This window comes from Actinocorallia longicatena (assembly GCF_039534125.1).
GTDB lineage: Bacteria > Actinomycetota > Actinomycetes > Streptosporangiales > Streptosporangiaceae > Actinocorallia > Actinocorallia longicatena.
The window spans coordinates 75,264-93,891 of the sequence record NZ_BAAAUV010000025.1 but is presented as its reverse complement, the minus strand read 5'-3'; the positions used below and the strand labels follow the sequence as shown (position 1 = coordinate 93,891).

Here is an 18,628-nt window from a genome sequence, read left to right as displayed (position 1 = left end):
GGGGAGGATCGGGGCATGGCGGAGACTGAGACACCCCCGGTCGTCACGGCGGCGGCGAAGGCCGCGCCCGAGCCCAAGTCCGAGCCCAAGTCAGGGTCCGGATCCCAGCGCGGACGCGACCGGTGGAAGGTCCTCTTCGTCATCCTGCTGATCCTCGGGCTCCTCGGCACGGCCGCCTGGGCCGTGCTCGGCTCCAAGCTCCTCGTCGTGCGCCAGGTCGAGGTGCACGGCACGCACCTGCTCGGGCGCGGGCAGGTGACCGACACCGCGAGGATCACCATCGGGACCCCGCTCGCCCGGATCGACACCGGCGCGGTCGAGCGGAGGGTCGCGGCCATCCGCCAGGTCGCGGACGTGACGGTGCGGCGCGGCTGGCCGACCTCCGTCGTCATCACGATTCGGGAACGGGTTCCGGTGGCCGTCGTGCAGAGCACGGCGGGGTTCTCACACCTCGACACCTCCGGTGTGACAGTTCTCACCTCGAAGAAGAGGGCGCCGGGCCTCCCGCTCCTCCTCGTCGCCCAGGCGGGTCCCGGAGACCCCTCGACGAAGGCGGCCCTCGGCGTCCTGGCGGGCCTCCCGCAGCGGCTGTCGTCACGGCTGGTGACCGTCGAGGCCCTCAGTCCCGAGAACGTCGTCCTGCGGCTGGGCGGGGGGATCAGTGTCGTCTGGGGGGCCGCGGAGCGCTCTCCGGAGAAGGTGAAGCTGCTCGACGCGCTCCTGGCGACCAAGGCCGGGCGCCTGGCCCGTTCCATCGACGTGTCCGCGCCGGGGGTCGTCACTACCAGATGACCTGCAACTTTCGCGAACCAGGGCAACGCGACGTGACTGCGACACGCCGATCCGGTTGCGGCGTTGTTAGTTGACCCTGATGCAGGCCAGCCCTACTGTCCCTAGCAGCCCTCAGGTTTACATAACTGTAAGCCTCAAGTAGAGGGTGAAGCTTTAAACACTCACAGCAAGCGAGCGGAAAGGCCCCTCGTCGTGGCAGCACCGCAGAACTACCTCGCGGTCATCAAAGTCGTCGGCATCGGCGGCGGCGGTGTCAACGCCGTCAACCGGATGATCGAAGAGGGGCTCAAGGGCGTCGAGTTCATCGCGATCAATACGGACGCCCAGGCGCTGTTGATGAGCGATGCAGACGTCAAGCTCGACGTCGGCCGGGAACTCACCCGCGGCCTCGGCGCGGGCGCCAACCCCGATGTCGGCCGGAAGGCCGCCGAAGACCACCGCGAGGAGATCGAGGAGGTCCTCAAGGGGGCCGACATGGTCTTCGTCACCGCGGGCGAAGGCGGCGGCACCGGCACCGGTGGCGCGCCGGTCGTGGCGAACATCGCCCGCGGCCTCGGCGCCCTCACCATCGGTGTGGTCACCCGCCCCTTCAGCTTCGAGGGCAAGCGCCGGGCCATGCAGGCCGAGGCGGGGATAGAGACCCTGCGCGACGAGGTCGACACCCTCATCGTGATCCCCAACGACCGGCTCCTGTCGATCTCCGACCGGCAGGTCAGCGTCCTGGACGCCTTCAAGGCGGCCGACCAGGTGCTCCTGTCCGGTGTCCAGGGCATCACCGACCTCATCACCACGCCCGGCCTGATCAACCTGGACTTCGCCGATGTGAAGTCGGTCATGTCCGGGGCCGGATCGGCCCTCATGGGCATCGGCTCCGCCCGCGGGGACGACCGGTCCGTCGCGGCGGCCGAGATGGCGATCTCCAGCCCGCTGCTGGAGGCCTCGATCGACGGCGCCCACGGTGTGCTGCTGTCGATCTCGGGCGGATCGGACCTCGGCCTGTTCGAGATCAACGAGGCGGCCCAGCTCGTCTCGAACGCCGCGGCCCCCGACGCCAACATCATCTTCGGTGCCGTGATCGACGACGCCCTCGGCGACGAGGTGCGCGTGACGGTCATCGCCGCGGGTTTCGACGAGATGCAGCCCACCGCGCCGGAGCCGGAGGTCAAACGGCTTCCGCCGCCCCCGCCGCCGCAGCGCCCGGTGACCCCGCCCGCCCCGCGCGCGGCGACGATCCAGGCCAGCGTGGTCAGCGAGGCCGCCGCGCCGCACCAGGCCGAGCCGGAGCACGTCGCCGAGGCACCGGAGCCCGAGCCCGCGGCGGAGCCGGTCGAGCACCCTAAGGTGCCGCAGCCGGCCAGCACGCCCGAGCCGTCTGTGGCGCCCCACCGTCTGTTCACCAGCGAGCAGACCCGGCGTCGTCCGGTCGTCTTCGACGAAGACGACGATCTCGACGTGCCCGACTTCCTGAAGTAAATGAGCTAGTGACCCGAGAAGAAGAACTCGCGACCAACCTCAAGGACGTCCGCGAGAAGATCGCCGACGCCTGCGAGCGGGCCGGCCGCGATCCGCAGGAGATCACTCTGGTCGCGGTGACCAAGACCTTCCCCGCTTCCGACGTCCGGCTCCTGGCCGGGCTCGGGATCACGGAGGTCGCCGAGAACCGCGACCAGGAGGCGGGCCCCAAGGCGGCCGAATGCCGTGACCTTCCGCTGAACTGGCATTTCGTGGGCAGGCTGCAGACCAACAAGGTGAAGTCGGCCCTGAAATACGCCGGCGTCGTGCACTCTGTGGACCGTCCGAAGCTGGTCTCCGCCCTGTCGGCGGAGGCCGTCGCGCGCGGCGGTCCGGTGGAGCCGGTGACGTGCCTGGTCCAGGTCTCCCTCGATCCGCCGGAGGCGGACGGGCGGGGCGGGGCGAGGCCGGAGGACGTCCCCGGGATCGCCGCGGAGATCGTCGAGGCTCCCGGCCTGGCGCTCGGCGGGATCATGGCGGTCGCTCCCCTCGGGGAGGACCCGGGTCCCGCCTTCGAACGCCTGGCCGAGCTCACAAAAGAATTGAGGGCCGCCCACCCGGATGCGACGATCATGTCGGCCGGGATGAGCGGTGATCTCGCCGAGGCGATCGCCTGTGGCGCGACACACGTACGGATCGGTACGGCGTTGCTCGGAGGCAGGCGGGCAATCGTCAGGTAATGTCCGAGCGGGCAGCGGACGTCTGGAACGGAGGGGCCCATGGCCAGCGCGATGCGCAAGATGGCGGTCTACCTCGGCCTCGTCGAGGACGACCGTTATGACGACATGTACGACGACTACGAGTACGAGGACGACGTCGTCGACCGTCGCCGTCTCGATCACCCGGACGACGATGGTGATCACCGTGCTTCGGTCCAGACCGTTGAGCCGCCGACGGTTCCGGTTCAGGAACGTCGTGAGATGGTAGTGCCGGATTTGGCGCGTATCACTACGCTTCATCCCAGGACCTACAACGAGGCCAGGACCATCGGAGAGCACTTCCGTGAGGGCACTCCGGTGATCATGAACCTCACCGAGATGGTCGACAGCGACGCCAAGCGTCTCGTCGACTTCGCGGCGGGTCTTGTGTTCGGGCTCCACGGGAGCATCGAGCGTGTTACCAACAAGGTGTTCCTGCTTTCCCCCGCCAACGTCGAGGTCACCGCCGAAGACAAGGCACGGATGGCAGAACGCGGATTCTTCAACCAAAGCTGACAGCCCCATGCGAGAGTGTCTGTGACAGTCGTTGGATCGATTCTGATCGTCGTCCTTTATCTGTTCCTGCTGATCCTGATCGGCAGGCTGATCCTGGACTACCTGAAGATGTACGCGGAGAGCACGTCCCGGCAGCCCTGGAAGCCGAAGGGGGTCGTCCTCGTGTTCGCCGAACCCATCTGGACGGTCACCGAGCCGATCCTGGTGCGGCTGAGGCGTATCTTCAAACCGTTGCGATTGGGTAACGTGAGTCTCGATCTGAGTTTCATGGTGCTCTTTCTGCTGGTCCTGATCTTGATCAGGGTGGTCAGTGGGTTGACATCATGATCACCTTCGTGACGGAGCTCTGATCGGATACCGTCCTTCGGGACAAACTCCAAGCGCGCCAAGGAGACCAACATGCCGCTGACACCCGCGGATGTGCGAAACAAGCAGTTCAGTACGACCAGGCTTCGACCGGGATACGACGAGGAAGAGGTCGACGCCTTCCTCGATGAGGTCGAAGCCGAGCTCGACCGTTTGATCCAGGAGAACGAGGAGCTTCGCGCCAAGCTCGCCGAGACCCTGCGCGGCAAGATCCCGGCCATGGCCGCCCCCATCGTGGAGCCCAAGCCGGAGATGGCCCCCCCGATGCCCGAGCCCATGCGGCCGGAGCCGGTCAGGGAGCCCGAGCCGCAGATGGGCCTGGGCCTGGCTCACGAGGAGCGCATCCAGCCGCGTCCGTCCACCGAGGACAACATGGACACCGCGGCCCGCGTTCTGGCCCTCGCCCAGCAGACCGCCGACCAGGCGATCGCCGACGCCCGCCGGGAGGCCGACGAGACCCTGGGACGGGCCCGTCGCGAGGCCGAGGAGATCCTGGGCAAGGCGCGCCGCCAGGCCGACCAGATCGTCTCCGAGGCCCGTTCGCGCGCCGAGCAGCTCGACCGCGACGCCCAGGAGCGTCACCGCCAGGTCATGGGCTCCCTCGTGCAGCAGCGCGAGGAACTGGAGCGCAAGGTCGACGACCTCCGCGCGTTCGAGCGCGAGTACCGCAGCCGCCTCAAGGCCTACCTCGAGGGCCAGCTGCGCGAGCTCGACGTCAACGCGACCGAGGGCTTCCCGACCGGACCGACCATCACCGGCCCGCAGCCCGTCGCCGTCGTCGCCCACGACAACCGCAACGGCCAGCAGCAGGCGCAGGTGTCCTCGGGCCCGACGCCGTTCCCGCCGCCGGGAGAGCCCGCTCCGCAGCACAGCGGCACGGGTGCCTTCCACTCTGTGGAGCCCCAGCAGCACGAGCGCCGGGTCTGACGGCCGCACCTCGGGCAGCCCGCGTCCTTCCGGGCTTCTCCCGCGAGATCATTTCGTCCTGCGGGACGGGTTTCCGGGCGAAGCATTTGGGATGGCGCGCACCTCGCTGACGACCGGGTCCGGCCGCAAGCGATAGGGTGCTGAATCGGCCGTGACGCCGCTCACCGAGGCGGCGCACAGGCCGGTCTGCTCGAAGCCGGGGAGAGGAAGATTTTGTGATCATCCTGAGTGGCCTGCTCGTAGTCGGCGCGATCGCCCTGCTGGTGGCGGGGATCGTGACGCAGGAGCAGGGAGTACTGGGCCTGACCGGTCTGCAGCTGATCTACGTGTCGATCGCTGTGAGCGTCGTCTCGGCCCTGTGCCTCGCCATCGGGGTGCTCATCCGGCGCAGGGAACTGTTCGGGACCGCCTCGGCGCGTCCGGCGAACAAGACCCGCCAGCCGGGCAGGGCCGCACGGCAGGCCGCGGCGAAGGCCCCGGTCGCACCGGTGGAGGAGTACGAGCCGCCCGCGCAGTTCGCGGAGACCCCGCTCGCCTTCCCGATGCCGTCCGCGCAGGTGCCCGACGACGCGATCGTGCACGTCGTGCCCGGCCGCAAGCGCTACCACATCGACACCTGCCGCCAGCTCGCCGGTCGCCAGACCGAGGAGCTGACCTATGTCGAGGCTCTGGAAGAGGGGTTCAGCCCCTGCACCGCTTGCCTGCCGGACACCGCCCTGGCGGCGCGCGCCATGGCGGCTCCGGCAGGCGAGACCGGGGAAGAGGACGAGGCGGCGGCCCCCGGGGACGCCACCGAGGAGATCCCGCCGTCGGTCACCTCGCCGGACTGGGCGCAGTCCGCGCCGGTGAACGAGCCGGTCGCCGGGTTCACCCCGGCTCCGATCCCCGACACCGTGCACGACTTCCCCGCCAGGGACTGGAACGCGCCGACCGGCTCGACCTCCCCGGACTGGGACAAGCCCGCCACCCCCGAGTGGGAGCGGCCCGCCGCCGAGGAGACCTCGGCGGACTGGAACAAGACCTCCACCGACTGGACGCCGTCGCCGTACGCGCCCGGCCCGCCGGACGCCCCCGAGGCTCCCGAGGCCGAGGCGCCGGCCAGGTCCAGGAGCCCGCTGGACGACCCGGAGTTCTCCGTCCCCGACGAGCCCGAGGCCCGTCACGACGAGGACGTCACCGAGACCGCCGAGTCGCCGGTCGCCCGCGGCTGGGAGAGCCCGGCGGGCGAGACGCTGACCGACCACTTGTGGAAGCCCGAGGACAAGCCCAGCTTCGTCGTGCCGAACCTGGAGCAGGTCCTGGCCGAGGCGATCAAGGAGGAGGAGGCCGAACCGGCCCCCGCCCCCGCGCCGACGGTCGAGGAGGTCCTGCCGCAGCAGATCATCGCGGTCCCCGAGTCCCGGCCCTCCGGGACCGAGGCCGAGCCGGAGCCCGCCACGGGCGGCCCGGTCGTGCGGATCCTCAGCGGCACCAAGCGCTACCACCGCACGGACTGCGCGCTGATCGAGGACATCGGCGAAGAGGACGAGGACCTGGAGTCGCTCCCGCGCGAGGAGGCCAAGGCCCGCGGCTGCACCCCCTGCCTGGTGTGCCAGCCCGACAAGGAGCACGCGCACTGACGCGGTGTCGAGCGAGTAGCGGTGTCGAGCGAGAAGGGGACGTCCGCCCGGCGGACGTCCCCTTCCGCGTTCGTCAGCAGTGCTTCTTCCGGCGTTCCTTGGTGGTCCGCCGCTTGAAGCTGACCCCGCCGAACAGGACGAAGCCGGTGATCCTGATCACGGGCGCCTGCGGGTCGACGGTGTCGTTCTTCGGGTCCTCGCAGGCGCCGAAGATCGCCGAGACGTCGGTCACGACCCGCACGCCCGGCGGCACCGTGATGTCGATCCCGCCGAAGATGCACTTGACGTCGACGACGACCTCGCGCCGGGTCAGCACGGCCTGCCGGTAGTCGAGCTCGACCCCGCCGAACGCGGCCGTGATCGTGGTGTGCGGCTCGGCCAGCCAGCGGCCCTTGCGCTCCGCCCCGCCGAAGATCGCGACGATCGTGTTCGAGGCCTGGACGGGCGTGCCGGACGTCCCGCCGGAGTCCTTGAGCAGGGAGATCTTCGGTTCGCCGGCCGGACCGGGCAGGTCCCTCGTCAGGAGGTCCAGCTCGGCGTAGGTCTTGGCCGCGTACAGCTCGTCGAGGCGCTCGGCGTGCTCTTCGGGCGTCAGACGGCCCTCGGCGAGAGCGTCCCCGAGCCGGTGCGCCACGGCGTCCCGGTCGGCATCGGAGGCGCGCAGGTCGCTCTTCTTCTCCAGATCCACCCGACCATCATCGCAAACACGACACTACGCGTCTACGCCCTCGCCCGGCCCTCCGCCGGTGGGGAGAAGTTCACCCGGAACTTACGGGCCGTCCGGTTCCCGCCGGGGGTCATACGTGTGACGATGAGGCCGCCGACCCCCCGGATGGAGGCCCCTGTGAAGACCGCCCTGTTCTCCTGGACCGCCCGCACCGTCGTCACCCTGACCGCCGCCTCGACCCTGACCGGCGTGGTGGCCGTCTCCCCGGCGCACGCCGCCGTCTACAGCACCTGCACGATCTCCCGCTGCGCCGACGCCCGCTCGGCGAAGTCGATCTGGTCGGGCAAGGGCTACCCCGTCTCCGCCGGCTGGTACGCCTGGACCGGCGGCAAGTACAACTACACCGGCGGGACGTTCCAGAACCGCGAGGGACAGCTCCCCTCGGTCACGCTCGGCACCTACCACGAGTACGACGTCTACGCCCGGGCCCGCGGCGCCGCCCGCGACGCCTACCGGATCGTCGTCAACCGCTCCACCGGAACCGTCTGGTTCTCCCCGAACCACTACACGGACTTCTACAAGCTCTGACCCGGCCCTTCCTCGTAAAGGCGGAGGGCCCCGCCGGAGACGTCTCCGGCGGGGCCCTCCGTGCACTTCGTCAGGCCTTGGCCAGGGCGAAGGACAGGCCGAGCTCGGCGTCGGTGTGGGTGGGGTCGGCCTCGCCCTCGGTGAGGGAGAGGGCCAGGACCTCGGCGGCGATGTCCGTGCCGTGCGTGCGCAGGGACTCGGCCAGGTCGGGGTCGGTGGACCGCCAGACGACCGTGATGCGGTCGGTGACCTCCAGGCCCGAGGTCTTGCGGGCGTCCTGGATCATCCGGATGGCCTCGCGGGCCAGGCCCGCCAGCCGCAGGACCGGGGTGATCTCGAGGTCGAGGGCGAGGGTCTCGCCGTTCGCGGACTCGACGGCCCAGCCGGACTTCGGCCGCTCGGTGACGATCAGGTCGCCCGCGGCCAGGACGGCCTCGCCGACCTCGGGAGCGGTGACGGTGACCGTCCCGCCGGCGCGCAGGGCCGTGACGAGGGCGGCCGGGTCGGCCGAGGTCACCGCCTTGGCGACGAGCGGGGTCTGCTTGCCGTAGCGCTTGCCGAGCTCCCGGAAGTTCGGCTTGACCTCGTAGGTGACCAGGTCGCCGCCGATGGAGGACAGTTCCTCGAACTCCGCGACGTTGAGCTCCTCGGCGATCTGGGCGCGCAGCTCGGCCGGGAGGGCCGACCAGCCGGACGCGCCGATGAGGGCGCGGCCGAGCGGCTGCCGGATCCGGACCGCGCTGGCGGTGCGGGCGGCGCGGCCGAGGTCGACCAGCCGGCGGACCAGGGCCATCTGGGAGGTCAGGCCGGGGTCGAGGCTGGCGGTGTCGACGGCGGGCCACGCGGTGAGGTGGACCGAGCCGGGGGCGCCCACGGGCTTGATGACGTCCCACACCTCGTCGGTGATGAACGGCACCAGCGGCGCCATCAGCTTGGTCAGCGTCTCGAGGCACTGGTAGAGGGTCGCGAACGCGCTGTGGGAGTCGGGAGAGGCGGGGCCCTCCCAGAAGCGGCGGCGCGAGCGGCGGACGTACCAGTTGGACAGGTCGTCGACGAACTCGCCGAGACGGCGGCCCGCCGCCTGGGTGTCGAAGACCTCCAGGGCGGCCGTCACCTCGGCGACGGTCCGGTTCAGCTCGGCCAGCGCCCAGCGGTCCAGCAGCGGCCGGTCGGCGGGGGCGGGCGCCTCGCCGGCGCGCTCGGGGGTCCAGGCGTTGTCCTGCGCGGCGGCGGCGTTGGCGTACAGCACGAAGAAGGACGCGGTGTTCCAGTAGGTCAGCAGGACCTTGCGGACGACCTCCTCCAGTGCGGCGTCGCCGACCCGGCGGGGCGCCCAGGGGGAGCCCGAGCAGGCCATGTACCAGCGCAGGGCGTCGGCGCCGTGCTTGTCCATGAGCGGGATCGGCTGGAGCACGTTGCCGAGGTGCTTGGACATCTTGCGGCCGTCCTCGGCGAGGATCAGGCCGAGGCACAGGACGTTCTCGTAGGACGACTTGTCGAAGACCAGCGTGCCGACCGCCATCAGCGAGTAGAACCAGCCGCGGGTCTGGTCGGTGGCCTCGGCGATGAACTGCGCCGGGTAGGACTTCTCGAACTCCTCCGCTCCGGTCACGGGGTAGCCGTGCTGGGCGAAGGGCATCGAGCCGGAGTCGTACCAGGCGTCGATCACGTCGGGGACGCGGGTCGAGGTCTGGGCGCAGACGGGGCAGGCGAAGGTGACGTCGTCGACGAAGGGGCGGTGCGGGTCGAGCGCCGAGAGGTTCTCACCGGCCAGTTCGCCCAGCTCCTTGAGCGAGCCGACGCAGGTCACGTGCTCGTCGGGGCACAGCCACAGCGGCAGGGGGGTGCCCCAGTAGCGCGAGCGCGACAGCGACCAGTCGACGTTGTTGCGCAGCCACTCGCCGAACCGGCCCTCCTTGATCGTCTCGGGGAACCAGTTCGTCCCGGCGTTCTCCGCCAGCATCCGGTCCTTGATCTCGGTGGTGCGGATGTACCAGGCGGGGAGGGCGTAGTAGAGCAGCGCGGAGTGGCAGCGCCAGCAGTGCGGGTAGCTGTGCTCGAAGTGGCTGCCCCTGAACAGCAGGCCGCGGGCCTCCAGGTCGGCGGTCAGCGCCTCGTCGGCCTCCTTGAACAGCACGCCGCCGACCATGGGGACGTCGCCGAGGAACCGGCCGTCGGGGCCGATGGGGTTGACCGTGGGCAGGCCGTAGCGCTTGCAGGTGGCGAGGTCGTCGGCGCCGAAGGCGGGGGCCTGGTGGACCAGGCCGGTGCCGTCCTCGACGGTCACGTAGTCGGCGAGCAGCACGAAGTGGGCGCCGGGGATCTCGACCAGCTCGAACGGCCGGGCGTAGGGGGTGCGCTCGAGCTCGGTGCCGGAGAACCGCTCGGTGACGGTCCAGCCCTCGCCGAGCGCCGACTCCACCAGGGGCTCGGCGACGATGACGGGCTTCTCGCCGTCCTTCGCCGCGACCACGTAGGTGACGTCGGGGTGGACCGCGACGGCCGTGTTGGACACCAGGGTCCAGGGCGTCGTGGTCCAGATGAGCAGGTCGCTTCCCGCGAAGCGGCCGGACGTCACGGGCATCCGGACGTACACCGAGGGGCTGGAGACGGTCTCGTAGCCGCCGGGCTGGCCCAGCTCGTGGTCGGACAGGCCGGTGCCGCAGCGCGGGCAGTAGGGGGTGATCCGGTAGTCGGAGAAGAGCAGGCCCTTGTCCCAGATGACCTTCAGGGACCACCAGACCGACTCGACGTAGGAGGGGTCCATGGTCCGGTAGGCCTCGCCGAGGTCGACCCAGTAGCCCATGCGCTCGGTGAGCTCCTCGAACGCGTCGGTGTGCCGGGTGACCGACGCGCGGCAGCGCTCGTTGAACTCCTTGATCCCGTAGGCCTCGATCTGGGGCTTGCCCGACAGGCCGAGCTCCTTCTCGACGGCCACCTCGACGGGGAGGCCGTGGCAGTCCCAGCCGGCCTTGCGGGGCACGTTGAAGCCCTGCATGGTCTTGAAGCGGGGGAAGACGTCCTTGAAGACGCGGGCCTCGACGTGGTGGACGCCCGGCATGCCGTTGGCGGTGGGCGGGCCCTCGTAGAAGACCCAGCGCGGGCCGGAGGCGTTGCGCTCGAGGGAGCGCTGGAAGATCTTCTCGTCCTGCCAGCGGCGCAGCATGGCGCGTTCGAGGACGGGCAGGTCGACCTGCGCGGGCAGCGGACGGAAGGACACGGCTTCTCCGTTCAAAGGACTGACGGTCGCTTTGAAGGGACGAAGCCACCGGGCCCCGCGGTACCACCCCTCTTGATCACGAGTGTGATCCACTTCGTTGGTCGCGGCTGCCGGTTCTAGTGCGCCCTGGCGGGCGGTTCTTCCGGCGGCTCCGAGGTGATGGCCTCATCGCTGCCTTGCGCGTCGACTGGAACGATTGTAGGGGTACGGGGTCCCGCTCTTCGACCCGGTTTCGGGTCATGCGATCCCCACGGAAAGGTGAAATATGACGGTTCGGCTGGCCATCCGGGTGGGGCCCGGATCGTCCAGAACCCGCGTGGGGGGCGGGCACGGCGACGCTCTCGTCGTGAAGGTGACCGCCAGGGCGGTCGAGGGAAAGGCGACGGAGGCGGCACTAAAAGCGGTGGCCGAGGCGTTGGGGGTACCACGAAGGGACATCCGATTGGTGAGCGGTGCGAGCGGCCGCGACAAGGTCATCGATGTCGAAGGGGATGTGAGCCAGCTCACATCGAAGATCGACGAACTGCGTGGTTCCTGACGGCACGTCATGGGGCATATGCGGGTGGTGACCGAATGGCGGCTCGCTCAGCGCGCCGCACCCGCGAATGGAGATCTATGCTGACCGCAAGCGAGACCAAGAAGGCAGGGAAACTCCCGGTCCGCGAGGGCGAGGGGAAGTGGACGGCCAAGGAGCTGACGGCCGTCCGCACCCGGCTGTCGGCCGAGATCGAGGAGCTCGCGTCGGAGATCTCAGCCGCCAGGTCGCAGGCCGCGGAGGGCAGCGACGCCGGTGAGGGCGCAGGGGACGACCAGGCCGACGCGGGAGCCAAGACCTACGAGCGTGAGCACGAGCTGGCTCTCACGAACAATTCGCGCGATCTTCTCGAACAGAACGAGCGCGCGATCGCACGGATCGACTCTGGCACGTATGGTGTCTGCGAGAACTGCCACAAGGCCATCGGCAAAGCACGCCTCCAGGCCTTCCCCCGTGCCACCCTGTGTGTGACATGCAAACAAAAGGAAGAACGTCGCTGAGCGACACAGAGACCTCTGAGAACGAAGCCGGGGCCGGCGTGCCCCGGCCTCGTCGCGTTGCCGTCCTCGTGGGCGTCGCGATCCTCGCCTACGTCCTGGACGTGGTCAGCAAGGTGATCGTGGTGGCCAGGCTGGAGGGCCATGCCTCGATCGAGCTGCTGGGCGGCTTCACCACGCTGCGGGTCACCCGCAACAGCGGGGCCGCCTTCTCCATCGGCACCGGGATGACGTGGATCTTCACGATCATCGCGACGTGCGTGGTGATCGCCATCATCAGGACCGCGCGGAACCTGCGCAGCCTGCCCTGGGCCGTCTGCCTGGGCCTGCTGCTGGGCGGCTCCCTCGGCAACCTGACCGACCGGATCCTGCGGTCGCCCGGCGTGTTCAAGGGCCATGTCGTCGACTGGATCGAATGGCCGAACTACCCGGTGTTCAACCTCGCGGACTCCGCGATCGTGTGCGGCGGCGTCCTCGCGGTGTACCTCGCGTGGCGCGGCTTCCAGATCGACGGGACCCGCCAGGTCGCGGCCGGGAAGAACGACGCCGATGAGTGACCACCGCAGCCTCCACGTGCCCGACGGGCTGGAGGGGGAGCGGGTCGACGCCGCCCTCGCCCGGCTGTTCGGGCTCTCCCGCGGCCGTGCCGCCGACATCATCGCCTCCGGTGACGTCCAGGTCGACGGGCGTCAGGTCAGCAAGTCCGACCGTGTGACGGCCGGAGCATGGCTCGAGGTCACCCTCCCGCCGCCGCCCGCCGCCCCCGTCGCGATTCCCGAGCCCGTGCCCGGCATGTCGATCGTCCACGAGGACGACGACATCGTCGTGGTCAACAAGCCCATCGGCGTCGCCGCGCATCCGACCACCGGCTGGACCGGCCCGACCGTGATCGGCGGCCTGCTCGGCACCGGCCACACCGTCGCCACCAGCGGAGCGGCCGAGCGGCAGGGCATCGTGCACCGCCTCGACGCCAACACCACCGGCTGCATGGTCGTGGCCAAGAGCGAGATCGCCTACTCGCGGCTCAAGCACGCCTTCCACGACCGTGAGATCACCAAGCGGTACCACGCGCTGGTCCAGGGCCATCCGGACCCGTTCCGCGGCACCGTGGACGCCCCGATCGACCGCCACCCTTCCGGCAGCGGCAAGTTCGCGGTGATCATGGGCGGCAAGCCCTCGATCACCCACTACGACACGATCGAGGCCTTTCGCGCGGCCACCCTCCTGGACATCAACCTGGAGACCGGCCGCACCCACCAGATCCGCGTCCACATGTCGGCGCTCAAGCACCCGTGCGTGGGCGACATGATGTACGGCGCCGATCCCACGATCGCCGCCCGGCTCGGCCTCACCCGCCAGTGGCTCCACGCGGTGAAGCTCGGCTTCGTGCATCCGACGACGGACGAGTACGTCGAGTTCACCAGCCCCTACCCCGACGATCTGCAGAAGGCCCTGGACATTGTCGGCGCCGAGTCCTGACCTGCGGCTGGCCGTCTCACCGGAAGATCTGGCCGCGGCCATGAGCGTCCGGATCGAGGTCTTCGTCGGGGAGCAGGGCGTCCCGGAGGACCTGGAGCGCGACGCTTCGGACGCCTCCGCCGACCACTTCGTCGCCTACCTCGGCGGCGTCGCGGTCGGCGCGGCCAGGCTCCTGGCCGACCACGACGGCGCGATCCTCGGCCGCCTGGCGGTCCTCAAGGCCGCTCGCGGCACCGGTCTCGGCGCGGCCCTGGTCCGCGCCGTCGAGGCCCGCGCCGCCGAACGCGCCCTCACCTCGGTCCGCCTGCACTCCCAGATCCAGGCCGAGCCCTTCTACCGCGCCCTCGGCTACACCCCCTACGGCGAGATCGAGCTAGAGGCCGGCATCGAGCACATCTGGATGTCCAAGATCCTGTGATCGCGGGGCGGGTCCCCCGCCGAGCAGCCGGGCGAGGGCGCGCAGCCCGCGAGCCGGGGCCCGAGGGTCGCCGTGGACGCGGATCGCCTGGTCGGTGGCGAGGACCGCCCCGGTCAGGTCGAAGGCGAGCTGGTCGAGATCGGTGCCGCGGGGGAGCGCACCGGAGGCGGTCGCGGTCTCCAGCTCGGCGCGCACGTAGCCCGACCACGCGGCCAGCGCGCCGAGGATCGCGTCCCGGACCGGCCCGGGACGCGCGTCGAACTCCGAGGCGGCGGCCGTCAGGAAGCAGCCCGCGTGCTTCTCGGTCATGAAGGCGAACCACTCGGTGTGCGCGCGGAGCAGCCGCTCGGTGCCCGGCGCCGCATCCGCCGCACGGGTCGTGACCCGCTGCCGGAACCGCTCCACCGCGGTCTCGACGACCGCCACCTGCAGGGTCTCCTTGGTGCCGAAATGGCCGATCACCCCCGCCTTGCTCATCCCCAGCTCGGCCGCGAGCGTGCCGATGGTCAGCGCCTCCAGGCCGGTGGAGGTGGCGGTCTCCAGGGCCAGATCGAGGATCCGGGTGCGGGTGGCGGCGGTCTCCAGGACGGACTTGCGCGGGCTCATGGGATCAGCTTAACCTACCGATCGTTCGCTAATCACATACGAACGTTCGTTAGGTAAAGGAGCCGGTATGAAGATCCACCACCTCAACTGCGGGTCGATGCGGGAGATCGAGTCGGAGCTGGGCGCGCTGCCCGCCGTCTGCCACTGCCTGCTGCTCGAGACCGAGAGCGACGGCCTGATCCTGGTCGAGACCGGGCTCGGCACCCCGGACGTGGCCCGCCCCCGCGAGACCCTGAGCGAGGAGTTCCTCGGCAGGGCGCAGCCGGTCCTCGACCCGGAGGAGACCGCGATCCGGCAGATCGAGCGGCTCGGCTTCCGGCCGGAGGACGTCAGGAACATCGTCCTGACCCACCTCGACCTCGACCACGCGGGAGGCCTGCCCGACTTCCCGTGGGCGCGCGTCCATGTGCCGGAGGCCGAGCGGGAGGCGGCGCTCGGGGCGCCGGGACCGCACCCGGAGGACCGTGTCCGCTACCGCCCCGCGCACTGGGCGCACCAGCCGCTGTGGGTGACCTATCCGGGCGTCCGGGGAGAGCCGTGGTTCGGGTTCGACGCCGTCCGCCCGCTCGAGGGGATCGCGGCGGAACTCCTGCTGGTGCCGCTCGGCGGCCACACGGCGGGCCACGCCGGGGTGGCGGTCCGCGACGGCGCGCGCTGGCTGCTGCACTGCGGCGACGCCTACTACTTCCACGGGGAGGTCGACCCCGACGACCCGCGCGGCCACCCCGGCCTGGACCTGCTGGAGCAGATCACCGAGGTGGACCGCCCGCTGAGGCTCGCCAACCAGGCCCGGCTGCGCGAGCTGGCCCGGTTCCACGGCGACGAGGTGACGCTCCTCAGCGCCCACGATCCCTGGGAGCTGGCGCGCCACAGGAACGGTGGGGACGCCGCGGAGATCAGCCGGGCTCCTCGCCGAGGCTGATCCTCACGGCGTGGATGGCGGCGTCGTAGAGGTCGGATTCGACGAGGGTGGCGCCGGGGAAGCGTTCGAGCTCGCGCTGGAGGTCGGCCACCGAGAGGTGGCTGATCAGCAGGGCGAGGGCGGTGCTGCCGGCGGGGACGGCCTCGCGCAGTTCGGCGATCTTCTCGTCCTTGATGCCGGTGTCGACCAGCTTGCCGATCAGGGCGCCGCCGGCGGCGCTCGCCCCGCCGCCGATGAGCCCGCCGATCGGGCCGCCCAGCAGGGTGCCGATCAGCAGTCCCCACATGCCGAGGCCCATGGCCCCCTTGCCGGGGGTGAGGTCCTGGGTCTCGCGGACCACCGACTTGCCGTCCCCGTGCCTCTCGATGAACACGGCGTCGTGCAAACGGATCTGGTCGTTCTTCTGCATGCGGGCGGCGGCCAGCATGAACTCGCTGGCCTTCAGGGGGTCGTCGAAGCCGATGACCAGGAGCTTCTGAGCTGGCTGTTCCGTCATGTCCTGCCCCTTCCCCTACGATGGGCGCATGGAACGTCGCGGCTCTCACGATCATGCGGCGACCCCCGATCCGGAGAAGATCACCACGGTGGCGGAAGCCCGTGAGCTCATCGACGCCGTCGACGCCCAGCTCGCCGTCCTGCTCGAGCGCAGGGCCGCCCTGTCCGCCGCGGTGCAGCGGCTCAAGCCGGTCGGCGGTTACCCGGGCCGCAGTCCCGGGCGGGAACGCGAGATCGTCGAGGCCATGAGCGCCCACGCGCCGCGCCTGGGCCCCGAGCGCCTGGCGCTGATCATGTCGGCCGTCATCGAGGCGGGCCTGGACGCCGCCGCCGAGGACCGCTCCCGCGCCTGAGCCGGGCGGCCGTTCCATCGCCCTCCCTTTGCTAACGTCACCGCATGTCAGCCCCCTCGGACTTCGCCGACCAGGCCCTCGCCGCCCTGGCCTCGCACCCCGCCCTGGTCGCCCCCGTCGACCAGCACGCCGCGACCCTCCGCGCGCTCCTCGCCGCGCAGGGCCCGGTCACCACCGAGACCGTCCGCGCCTACCGGGACGGCCTGGCCACCACCGCCCTGGCCACGGGCTGGCGCCCCCGCCCCGCCCTCCCGCCGGACGAGGAGACCCTCCGCCTCCTCGCCGCCACCTGGCTCCTCACCACCCTGACCCCCGGCCCGGCGAGCCCCTAGGCTTGGCCCATGTCGAAGGGGACGCCGGCGACCGTCGCCGCCACCAAAGCCGGGATCGGGTTCACGCTGCACGCCTACGAGGCGGATCCGTCCGCGGAGTCCTACGGCGAGGCCGCCGCGGACGCCCTCGGGGTGGCGCGGGAGCGGCTGTTCAAGACGCTGCTCGCCGAGGTGGACGGGCGGCTCTCGGTCGGGGTCGTCCCGGTGTCGGGAACGCTGAACCTCAAGGCGCTCGCCGCGGCGCTGGGCGGGAAGAAGGCCGTCATGGCCGACCCGCAGGCCGCCGAGCGGGCCACCGGGTACGTCGTGGGCGGGATCAGCCCGCTGGGTCAGAAGAGGCGCCTGCCGACCGTCGTGGACGCCTCGGCGTTCGGCTCAGGGGGCGAGGGGGCCGGGACCGTCTACGTCTCGGCGGGGCGGCGCGGGCTCCAGATCGAGCTGAGCCCCGCCGATCTCGTCGCCCTCACGGGCGCGAAGGTCGCCGACATCGGACGGGGCTGACCTGCGGGCCACGTCCAGCGACTCCAGCAGCCCGAAGACGATCAGCGCGGCCAGCGGCCACAGCAGGACGACCCCGTGCGCGCCGAGCGACAGCGCGCCGTCGACCCGGGTGCCGTCGGGGGCGGTCCTGACCGCCTCCTCGAAGGCCGCCAGCCCGAACCGGTGGCCGATCGCCCAGCCGACCAGCGAGCCCGCGGCGCCGCCCGTGGCCAGGCCCGTGATGAGGGCCAGGTCGTTGCGGCGCCCCGCCAGCAGGTAGGCCACGCCCCCCGACAGCAGGCCCAGAATCACGACGATCACCGCGAGATGGCCGTCGGCGCTGATCAGGCTCTCGCCGTCGGGCTCGGCCATCCACGCCTTGTGCTGGTAGATCAGATAGGGGGAGCGCGGGGCGGTCCAGGCCCACAGGAGGCCGGCGACGACGCCCAGCAGGGCGAGTGCCCCCGTGGCGGCCGCCCAGATCCGAAGTTGCCGGGCCAAGTGCGCTCCTGTACTTCCCGCTTTTAACATCGGTCCCACACCGGAAACGGCGTGATCTCTCGCAGCGTAGCCGCATCGAAGAGGTGGCCGAACGGGGGGAAGCGCGAAGTCCTTCGCCCAGGTAGTGTTCCGGTCATGTCAGGATTCAGCTCGGCGTTCGAACGCCTCGGTGCCGCGCTGTCCGCCCTGGTCCTCCAGCAGCAGGAGACCCTGGCCGAATACCTGCCCAGGGCCGACTGGAGCGCCGACCTGACCGCCCGCACCTACAGCAGCGGCGGGGTGAGCGTCCAGGTGGCGCTGCTCGGAAGCTACGCCTCGCGCGAGCGCACCTGGCTGTGGGGCTGGGCCAACGACCAGTTCGGGCCAGACCATCCGGCCGTGCAGTCCACCCTGGCGATCAAGCAGCTGGGGGAGCGGCTCGGGATCCCCGAGTTCACCCAGCCCGAGGTCGACCTGTCCTGGTACACCGGGCCCGCCGCGCACGGCGGGGAGCTGCTGGCCGTCGCGGCCTCCGGCGTCCTCGGCCAGCACGGCTACATCGGCGCGGGATACGACGGCGGCTGCGCCTACCTGCTCGTCGACGACTCCCGGGTGCCGCGGGCCGCCTGGGACCCGATCCCCGTACCGCGGCTGATCATGAACGCGGTGGCCCTGTTCCCCGGCGACCCGCAGCTCACCCTGACCCGGTACCTGTCCCACCACCGGATCCCGTTCCGCCAGCAGGGCAGGATGACCGAGGCCAGGCTCCCCGGCGGCGGCACCGCCCGGGCGATGTTCGACAGGGCCGGGCGGTTCGCCAACTGGGAGGCCGGCATCTCCATCGCCGGATAGGCCGGACAGCCGGATGGAGGGACACCGGGTGAGGAACCACTAACCCCGTAGTCAATTGAGGCCCATCGCCGTCGTCCGGGCGCGTCGCGGCCGGACCGGGGCTTAGCTTCGGGAAATGTGGCTCAACCTTCTGATCGTCTGCATGGCCAGCCTCGTGACCGGGTTCATCATCGGCTGGGTGTTCGGGTGCCCGCGCCGGTGGGATGCCCGCACGGTCGCCTCGCCGCGCGTACCGGCGGCTGAGACCGATCCGTCTCAGCACCTGGTATTCGAA

General features: G+C 70.7%; 22 protein-coding genes. 18 read left to right on the top strand and 4 right to left on the bottom strand.

Annotated features, from left to right (window positions below):
* The first annotated feature begins 15 nt into the window (after positions 1-15).
* The 7 genes from ABD785_RS33355 to ABD785_RS33325 all read left to right on the top strand — a co-directional run bounded on the left by ABD785_RS33355 (position 16) and on the right by ABD785_RS33325 (position 6,430).
* Positions 16-792: a cell division protein FtsQ/DivIB gene (locus ABD785_RS33355; RefSeq protein ID WP_344836374.1), complete on the top strand. Its 777-nt coding sequence runs from the start codon at positions 16-18 to the stop codon at positions 790-792.
* Between the two features lie 192 nt (positions 793-984).
* Positions 985-2,265: a cell division protein FtsZ gene (gene ftsZ, locus ABD785_RS33350; RefSeq protein ID WP_344836371.1), complete on the top strand. Its 1,281-nt coding sequence runs from the start codon at positions 985-987 to the stop codon at positions 2,263-2,265.
* Positions 2,266-2,273: 8 nt separating this feature from the next.
* Positions 2,274-2,984: a YggS family pyridoxal phosphate-dependent enzyme gene (locus ABD785_RS33345; RefSeq protein ID WP_344836369.1), complete on the top strand. Its 711-nt coding sequence runs from the start codon at positions 2,274-2,276 to the stop codon at positions 2,982-2,984.
* Between the two features lie 39 nt (positions 2,985-3,023).
* Positions 3,024-3,518, top strand: coding sequence for a cell division protein SepF (locus ABD785_RS33340; protein WP_344836367.1), 495 nt, complete (start codon positions 3,024-3,026; stop codon positions 3,516-3,518).
* A gap of 15 nt (positions 3,519-3,533) precedes the next feature.
* Positions 3,534-3,845 carry a YggT family protein gene (locus ABD785_RS33335; RefSeq protein WP_344836364.1) on the top strand — a complete coding sequence of 104 codons (312 nt, stop codon included), beginning with the start codon at positions 3,534-3,536 and terminating at the stop codon, positions 3,843-3,845.
* A gap of 72 nt (positions 3,846-3,917) precedes the next feature.
* Complete coding sequence (locus ABD785_RS33330) at positions 3,918-4,811, top strand: DivIVA domain-containing protein (protein ID WP_344836362.1); 894 nt, start codon at positions 3,918-3,920, stop codon at positions 4,809-4,811.
* A 215-nt stretch (positions 4,812-5,026) separates the two neighbouring features.
* Positions 5,027-6,430: an ATP synthase subunit c family protein gene (locus ABD785_RS33325; protein ID WP_344836359.1), complete on the top strand. Its 1,404-nt coding sequence runs from the start codon at positions 5,027-5,029 to the stop codon at positions 6,428-6,430.
* Positions 6,431-6,503: 73 nt separating this feature from the next.
* Here the strand turns inward: ABD785_RS33325 and ABD785_RS33320 are convergent, their stop codons facing one another.
* Positions 6,504-7,118, bottom strand: a complete 615-nt coding sequence (locus ABD785_RS33320; RefSeq protein ID WP_344836356.1) for a DUF1707 SHOCT-like domain-containing protein — start codon at positions 7,116-7,118, stop codon at positions 6,504-6,506.
* Between the two features lie 156 nt (positions 7,119-7,274).
* On the opposite strand from ABD785_RS33320, the gene ABD785_RS33315 reads away from it, so the two are divergent.
* Positions 7,275-7,685, top strand: coding sequence for a ribonuclease domain-containing protein (locus ABD785_RS33315; protein WP_344836354.1), 411 nt, complete (start codon positions 7,275-7,277; stop codon positions 7,683-7,685).
* Positions 7,686-7,755: 70 nt separating this feature from the next.
* Here ABD785_RS33315 and ileS read toward each other — a convergent pair whose 3' ends face one another.
* Positions 7,756-10,905 (bottom strand): isoleucine--tRNA ligase, encoded by a 3,150-nt coding sequence (gene ileS / locus ABD785_RS33310; RefSeq protein ID WP_344836351.1) that lies wholly within the window; start codon positions 10,903-10,905, stop codon positions 7,756-7,758.
* A gap of 265 nt (positions 10,906-11,170) precedes the next feature.
* Here ileS and ABD785_RS33305 point away from each other — a divergent pair, with 265 nt between their 5' ends.
* The 5 genes from ABD785_RS33305 (at position 11,171) to ABD785_RS33285 (ending at position 13,834) form a co-directional block, all read left to right on the top strand.
* Positions 11,171-11,443: a DUF167 domain-containing protein gene (locus ABD785_RS33305; RefSeq protein ID WP_344836348.1), complete on the top strand. Its 273-nt coding sequence runs from the start codon at positions 11,171-11,173 to the stop codon at positions 11,441-11,443.
* A gap of 77 nt (positions 11,444-11,520) precedes the next feature.
* On the top strand, positions 11,521-11,940 hold the full coding sequence (locus tag ABD785_RS33300) for a TraR/DksA family transcriptional regulator (protein WP_344836346.1): 420 nt from the start codon (positions 11,521-11,523) through the stop codon (positions 11,938-11,940).
* A 68-nt stretch (positions 11,941-12,008) separates the two neighbouring features.
* Complete coding sequence (lspA, locus tag ABD785_RS33295) at positions 12,009-12,494, top strand: signal peptidase II (protein ID WP_344836343.1); 486 nt, start codon at positions 12,009-12,011, stop codon at positions 12,492-12,494.
* Positions 12,487-13,416 carry an RluA family pseudouridine synthase gene (locus tag ABD785_RS33290; RefSeq protein ID WP_344836341.1) on the top strand — a complete coding sequence of 310 codons (930 nt, stop codon included), beginning with the start codon at positions 12,487-12,489 and terminating at the stop codon, positions 13,414-13,416. The genes lspA and ABD785_RS33290 overlap by 8 nt, the downstream gene beginning before the upstream one ends.
* 40 nt (positions 13,417-13,456) lie before the next feature.
* Complete coding sequence (locus ABD785_RS33285) at positions 13,457-13,834, top strand: GNAT family N-acetyltransferase (protein WP_344836338.1); 378 nt, start codon at positions 13,457-13,459, stop codon at positions 13,832-13,834.
* Here ABD785_RS33285 and ABD785_RS33280 read toward each other — a convergent pair.
* Entirely contained in the window at positions 13,790-14,440 is a 651-nt protein-coding gene (locus ABD785_RS33280) for a TetR/AcrR family transcriptional regulator (protein ID WP_344836335.1), read from the bottom strand. The two genes, ABD785_RS33285 and ABD785_RS33280, sit on opposite strands and share 45 nt — an antisense overlap.
* A 67-nt stretch (positions 14,441-14,507) precedes the next feature.
* Between ABD785_RS33280 and ABD785_RS33275 the strand changes: the two genes are divergently transcribed.
* Positions 14,508-15,362: an MBL fold metallo-hydrolase gene (locus tag ABD785_RS33275; RefSeq protein WP_344836333.1), complete on the top strand. Its 855-nt coding sequence runs from the start codon at positions 14,508-14,510 to the stop codon at positions 15,360-15,362.
* Here the strand turns inward: ABD785_RS33275 and ABD785_RS33270 are convergent.
* A complete protein-coding gene (locus tag ABD785_RS33270; protein ID WP_344836330.1) occupies positions 15,337-15,858 on the bottom strand; it encodes a DUF1269 domain-containing protein in 522 nt (173 codons plus the stop codon). The genes ABD785_RS33275 and ABD785_RS33270 overlap by 26 nt on opposite strands.
* Before the next feature lie 28 nt (positions 15,859-15,886).
* On the opposite strand from ABD785_RS33270, the gene ABD785_RS33265 reads away from it, so the two are divergent.
* The 4 genes from ABD785_RS33265 (at position 15,887) to ABD785_RS33250 (ending at position 18,354) form a co-directional block, all read left to right on the top strand.
* A complete protein-coding gene (locus ABD785_RS33265; protein ID WP_344836327.1) occupies positions 15,887-16,210 on the top strand; it encodes a chorismate mutase in 324 nt (107 codons plus the stop codon).
* Between the two features lie 44 nt (positions 16,211-16,254).
* Complete coding sequence (locus ABD785_RS33260) at positions 16,255-16,542, top strand: DUF6401 family natural product biosynthesis protein (protein WP_344836324.1); 288 nt, start codon at positions 16,255-16,257, stop codon at positions 16,540-16,542.
* Positions 16,543-16,551: 9 nt separating this feature from the next.
* The gene (gene ybaK, locus ABD785_RS33255) at positions 16,552-17,043 is read left to right on the top strand and encodes a Cys-tRNA(Pro) deacylase (RefSeq protein WP_344836321.1); all 492 of its coding nucleotides are present in this window, start codon (positions 16,552-16,554) and stop codon (positions 17,041-17,043) included.
* Between the two features lie 615 nt (positions 17,044-17,658).
* On the top strand, positions 17,659-18,354 hold the full coding sequence (locus ABD785_RS33250; RefSeq protein ID WP_344836318.1) for a DUF6882 domain-containing protein: 696 nt from the start codon (positions 17,659-17,661) through the stop codon (positions 18,352-18,354).
* Positions 18,355-18,628: the final 274 nt, after the last annotated feature.

What these genes read in the sequence shown, in the direction of transcription:
- ABD785_RS33355 (WP_344836374.1), top strand. Translation starts at nt 16, where the DNA reads ATGGCGGAGACTGAGACACCCCCGGTCGTCACGGCGGCGGCGAAGGCC.
- ABD785_RS33340 (WP_344836367.1), top strand. Translation starts at nt 3,024, where the DNA reads ATGGCCAGCGCGATGCGCAAGATGGCGGTCTACCTCGGCCTCGTCGAG.
- ABD785_RS33330 (WP_344836362.1), top strand. Translation starts at nt 3,918, where the DNA reads ATGCCGCTGACACCCGCGGATGTGCGAAACAAGCAGTTCAGTACGACC.
- ABD785_RS33305 (WP_344836348.1), top strand. Translation starts at nt 11,171, where the DNA reads ATGACGGTTCGGCTGGCCATCCGGGTGGGGCCCGGATCGTCCAGAACC.
- ABD785_RS33300 (WP_344836346.1), top strand. Translation starts at nt 11,521, where the DNA reads ATGCTGACCGCAAGCGAGACCAAGAAGGCAGGGAAACTCCCGGTCCGC.
- ABD785_RS33290 (WP_344836341.1), top strand. Translation starts at nt 12,487, where the DNA reads ATGAGTGACCACCGCAGCCTCCACGTGCCCGACGGGCTGGAGGGGGAG.
- ABD785_RS33285 (WP_344836338.1), top strand. Translation starts at nt 13,457, where the DNA reads ATGAGCGTCCGGATCGAGGTCTTCGTCGGGGAGCAGGGCGTCCCGGAG.
- ABD785_RS33280 (WP_344836335.1), bottom strand. Translation starts at nt 14,440, where the DNA reads ATGAGCCCGCGCAAGTCCGTCCTGGAGACCGCCGCCACCCGCACCCGG.
- ABD785_RS33275 (WP_344836333.1), top strand. Translation starts at nt 14,508, where the DNA reads ATGAAGATCCACCACCTCAACTGCGGGTCGATGCGGGAGATCGAGTCG.
- ABD785_RS33270 (WP_344836330.1), bottom strand. Translation starts at nt 15,858, where the DNA reads ATGACGGAACAGCCAGCTCAGAAGCTCCTGGTCATCGGCTTCGACGAC.
- ABD785_RS33265 (WP_344836327.1), top strand. Translation starts at nt 15,887, where the DNA reads ATGGAACGTCGCGGCTCTCACGATCATGCGGCGACCCCCGATCCGGAG.
- ABD785_RS33260 (WP_344836324.1), top strand. Translation starts at nt 16,255, where the DNA reads ATGTCAGCCCCCTCGGACTTCGCCGACCAGGCCCTCGCCGCCCTGGCC.
- ybaK (WP_344836321.1), top strand. Translation starts at nt 16,552, where the DNA reads ATGTCGAAGGGGACGCCGGCGACCGTCGCCGCCACCAAAGCCGGGATC.
- ABD785_RS33250 (WP_344836318.1), top strand. Translation starts at nt 17,659, where the DNA reads ATGTCAGGATTCAGCTCGGCGTTCGAACGCCTCGGTGCCGCGCTGTCC.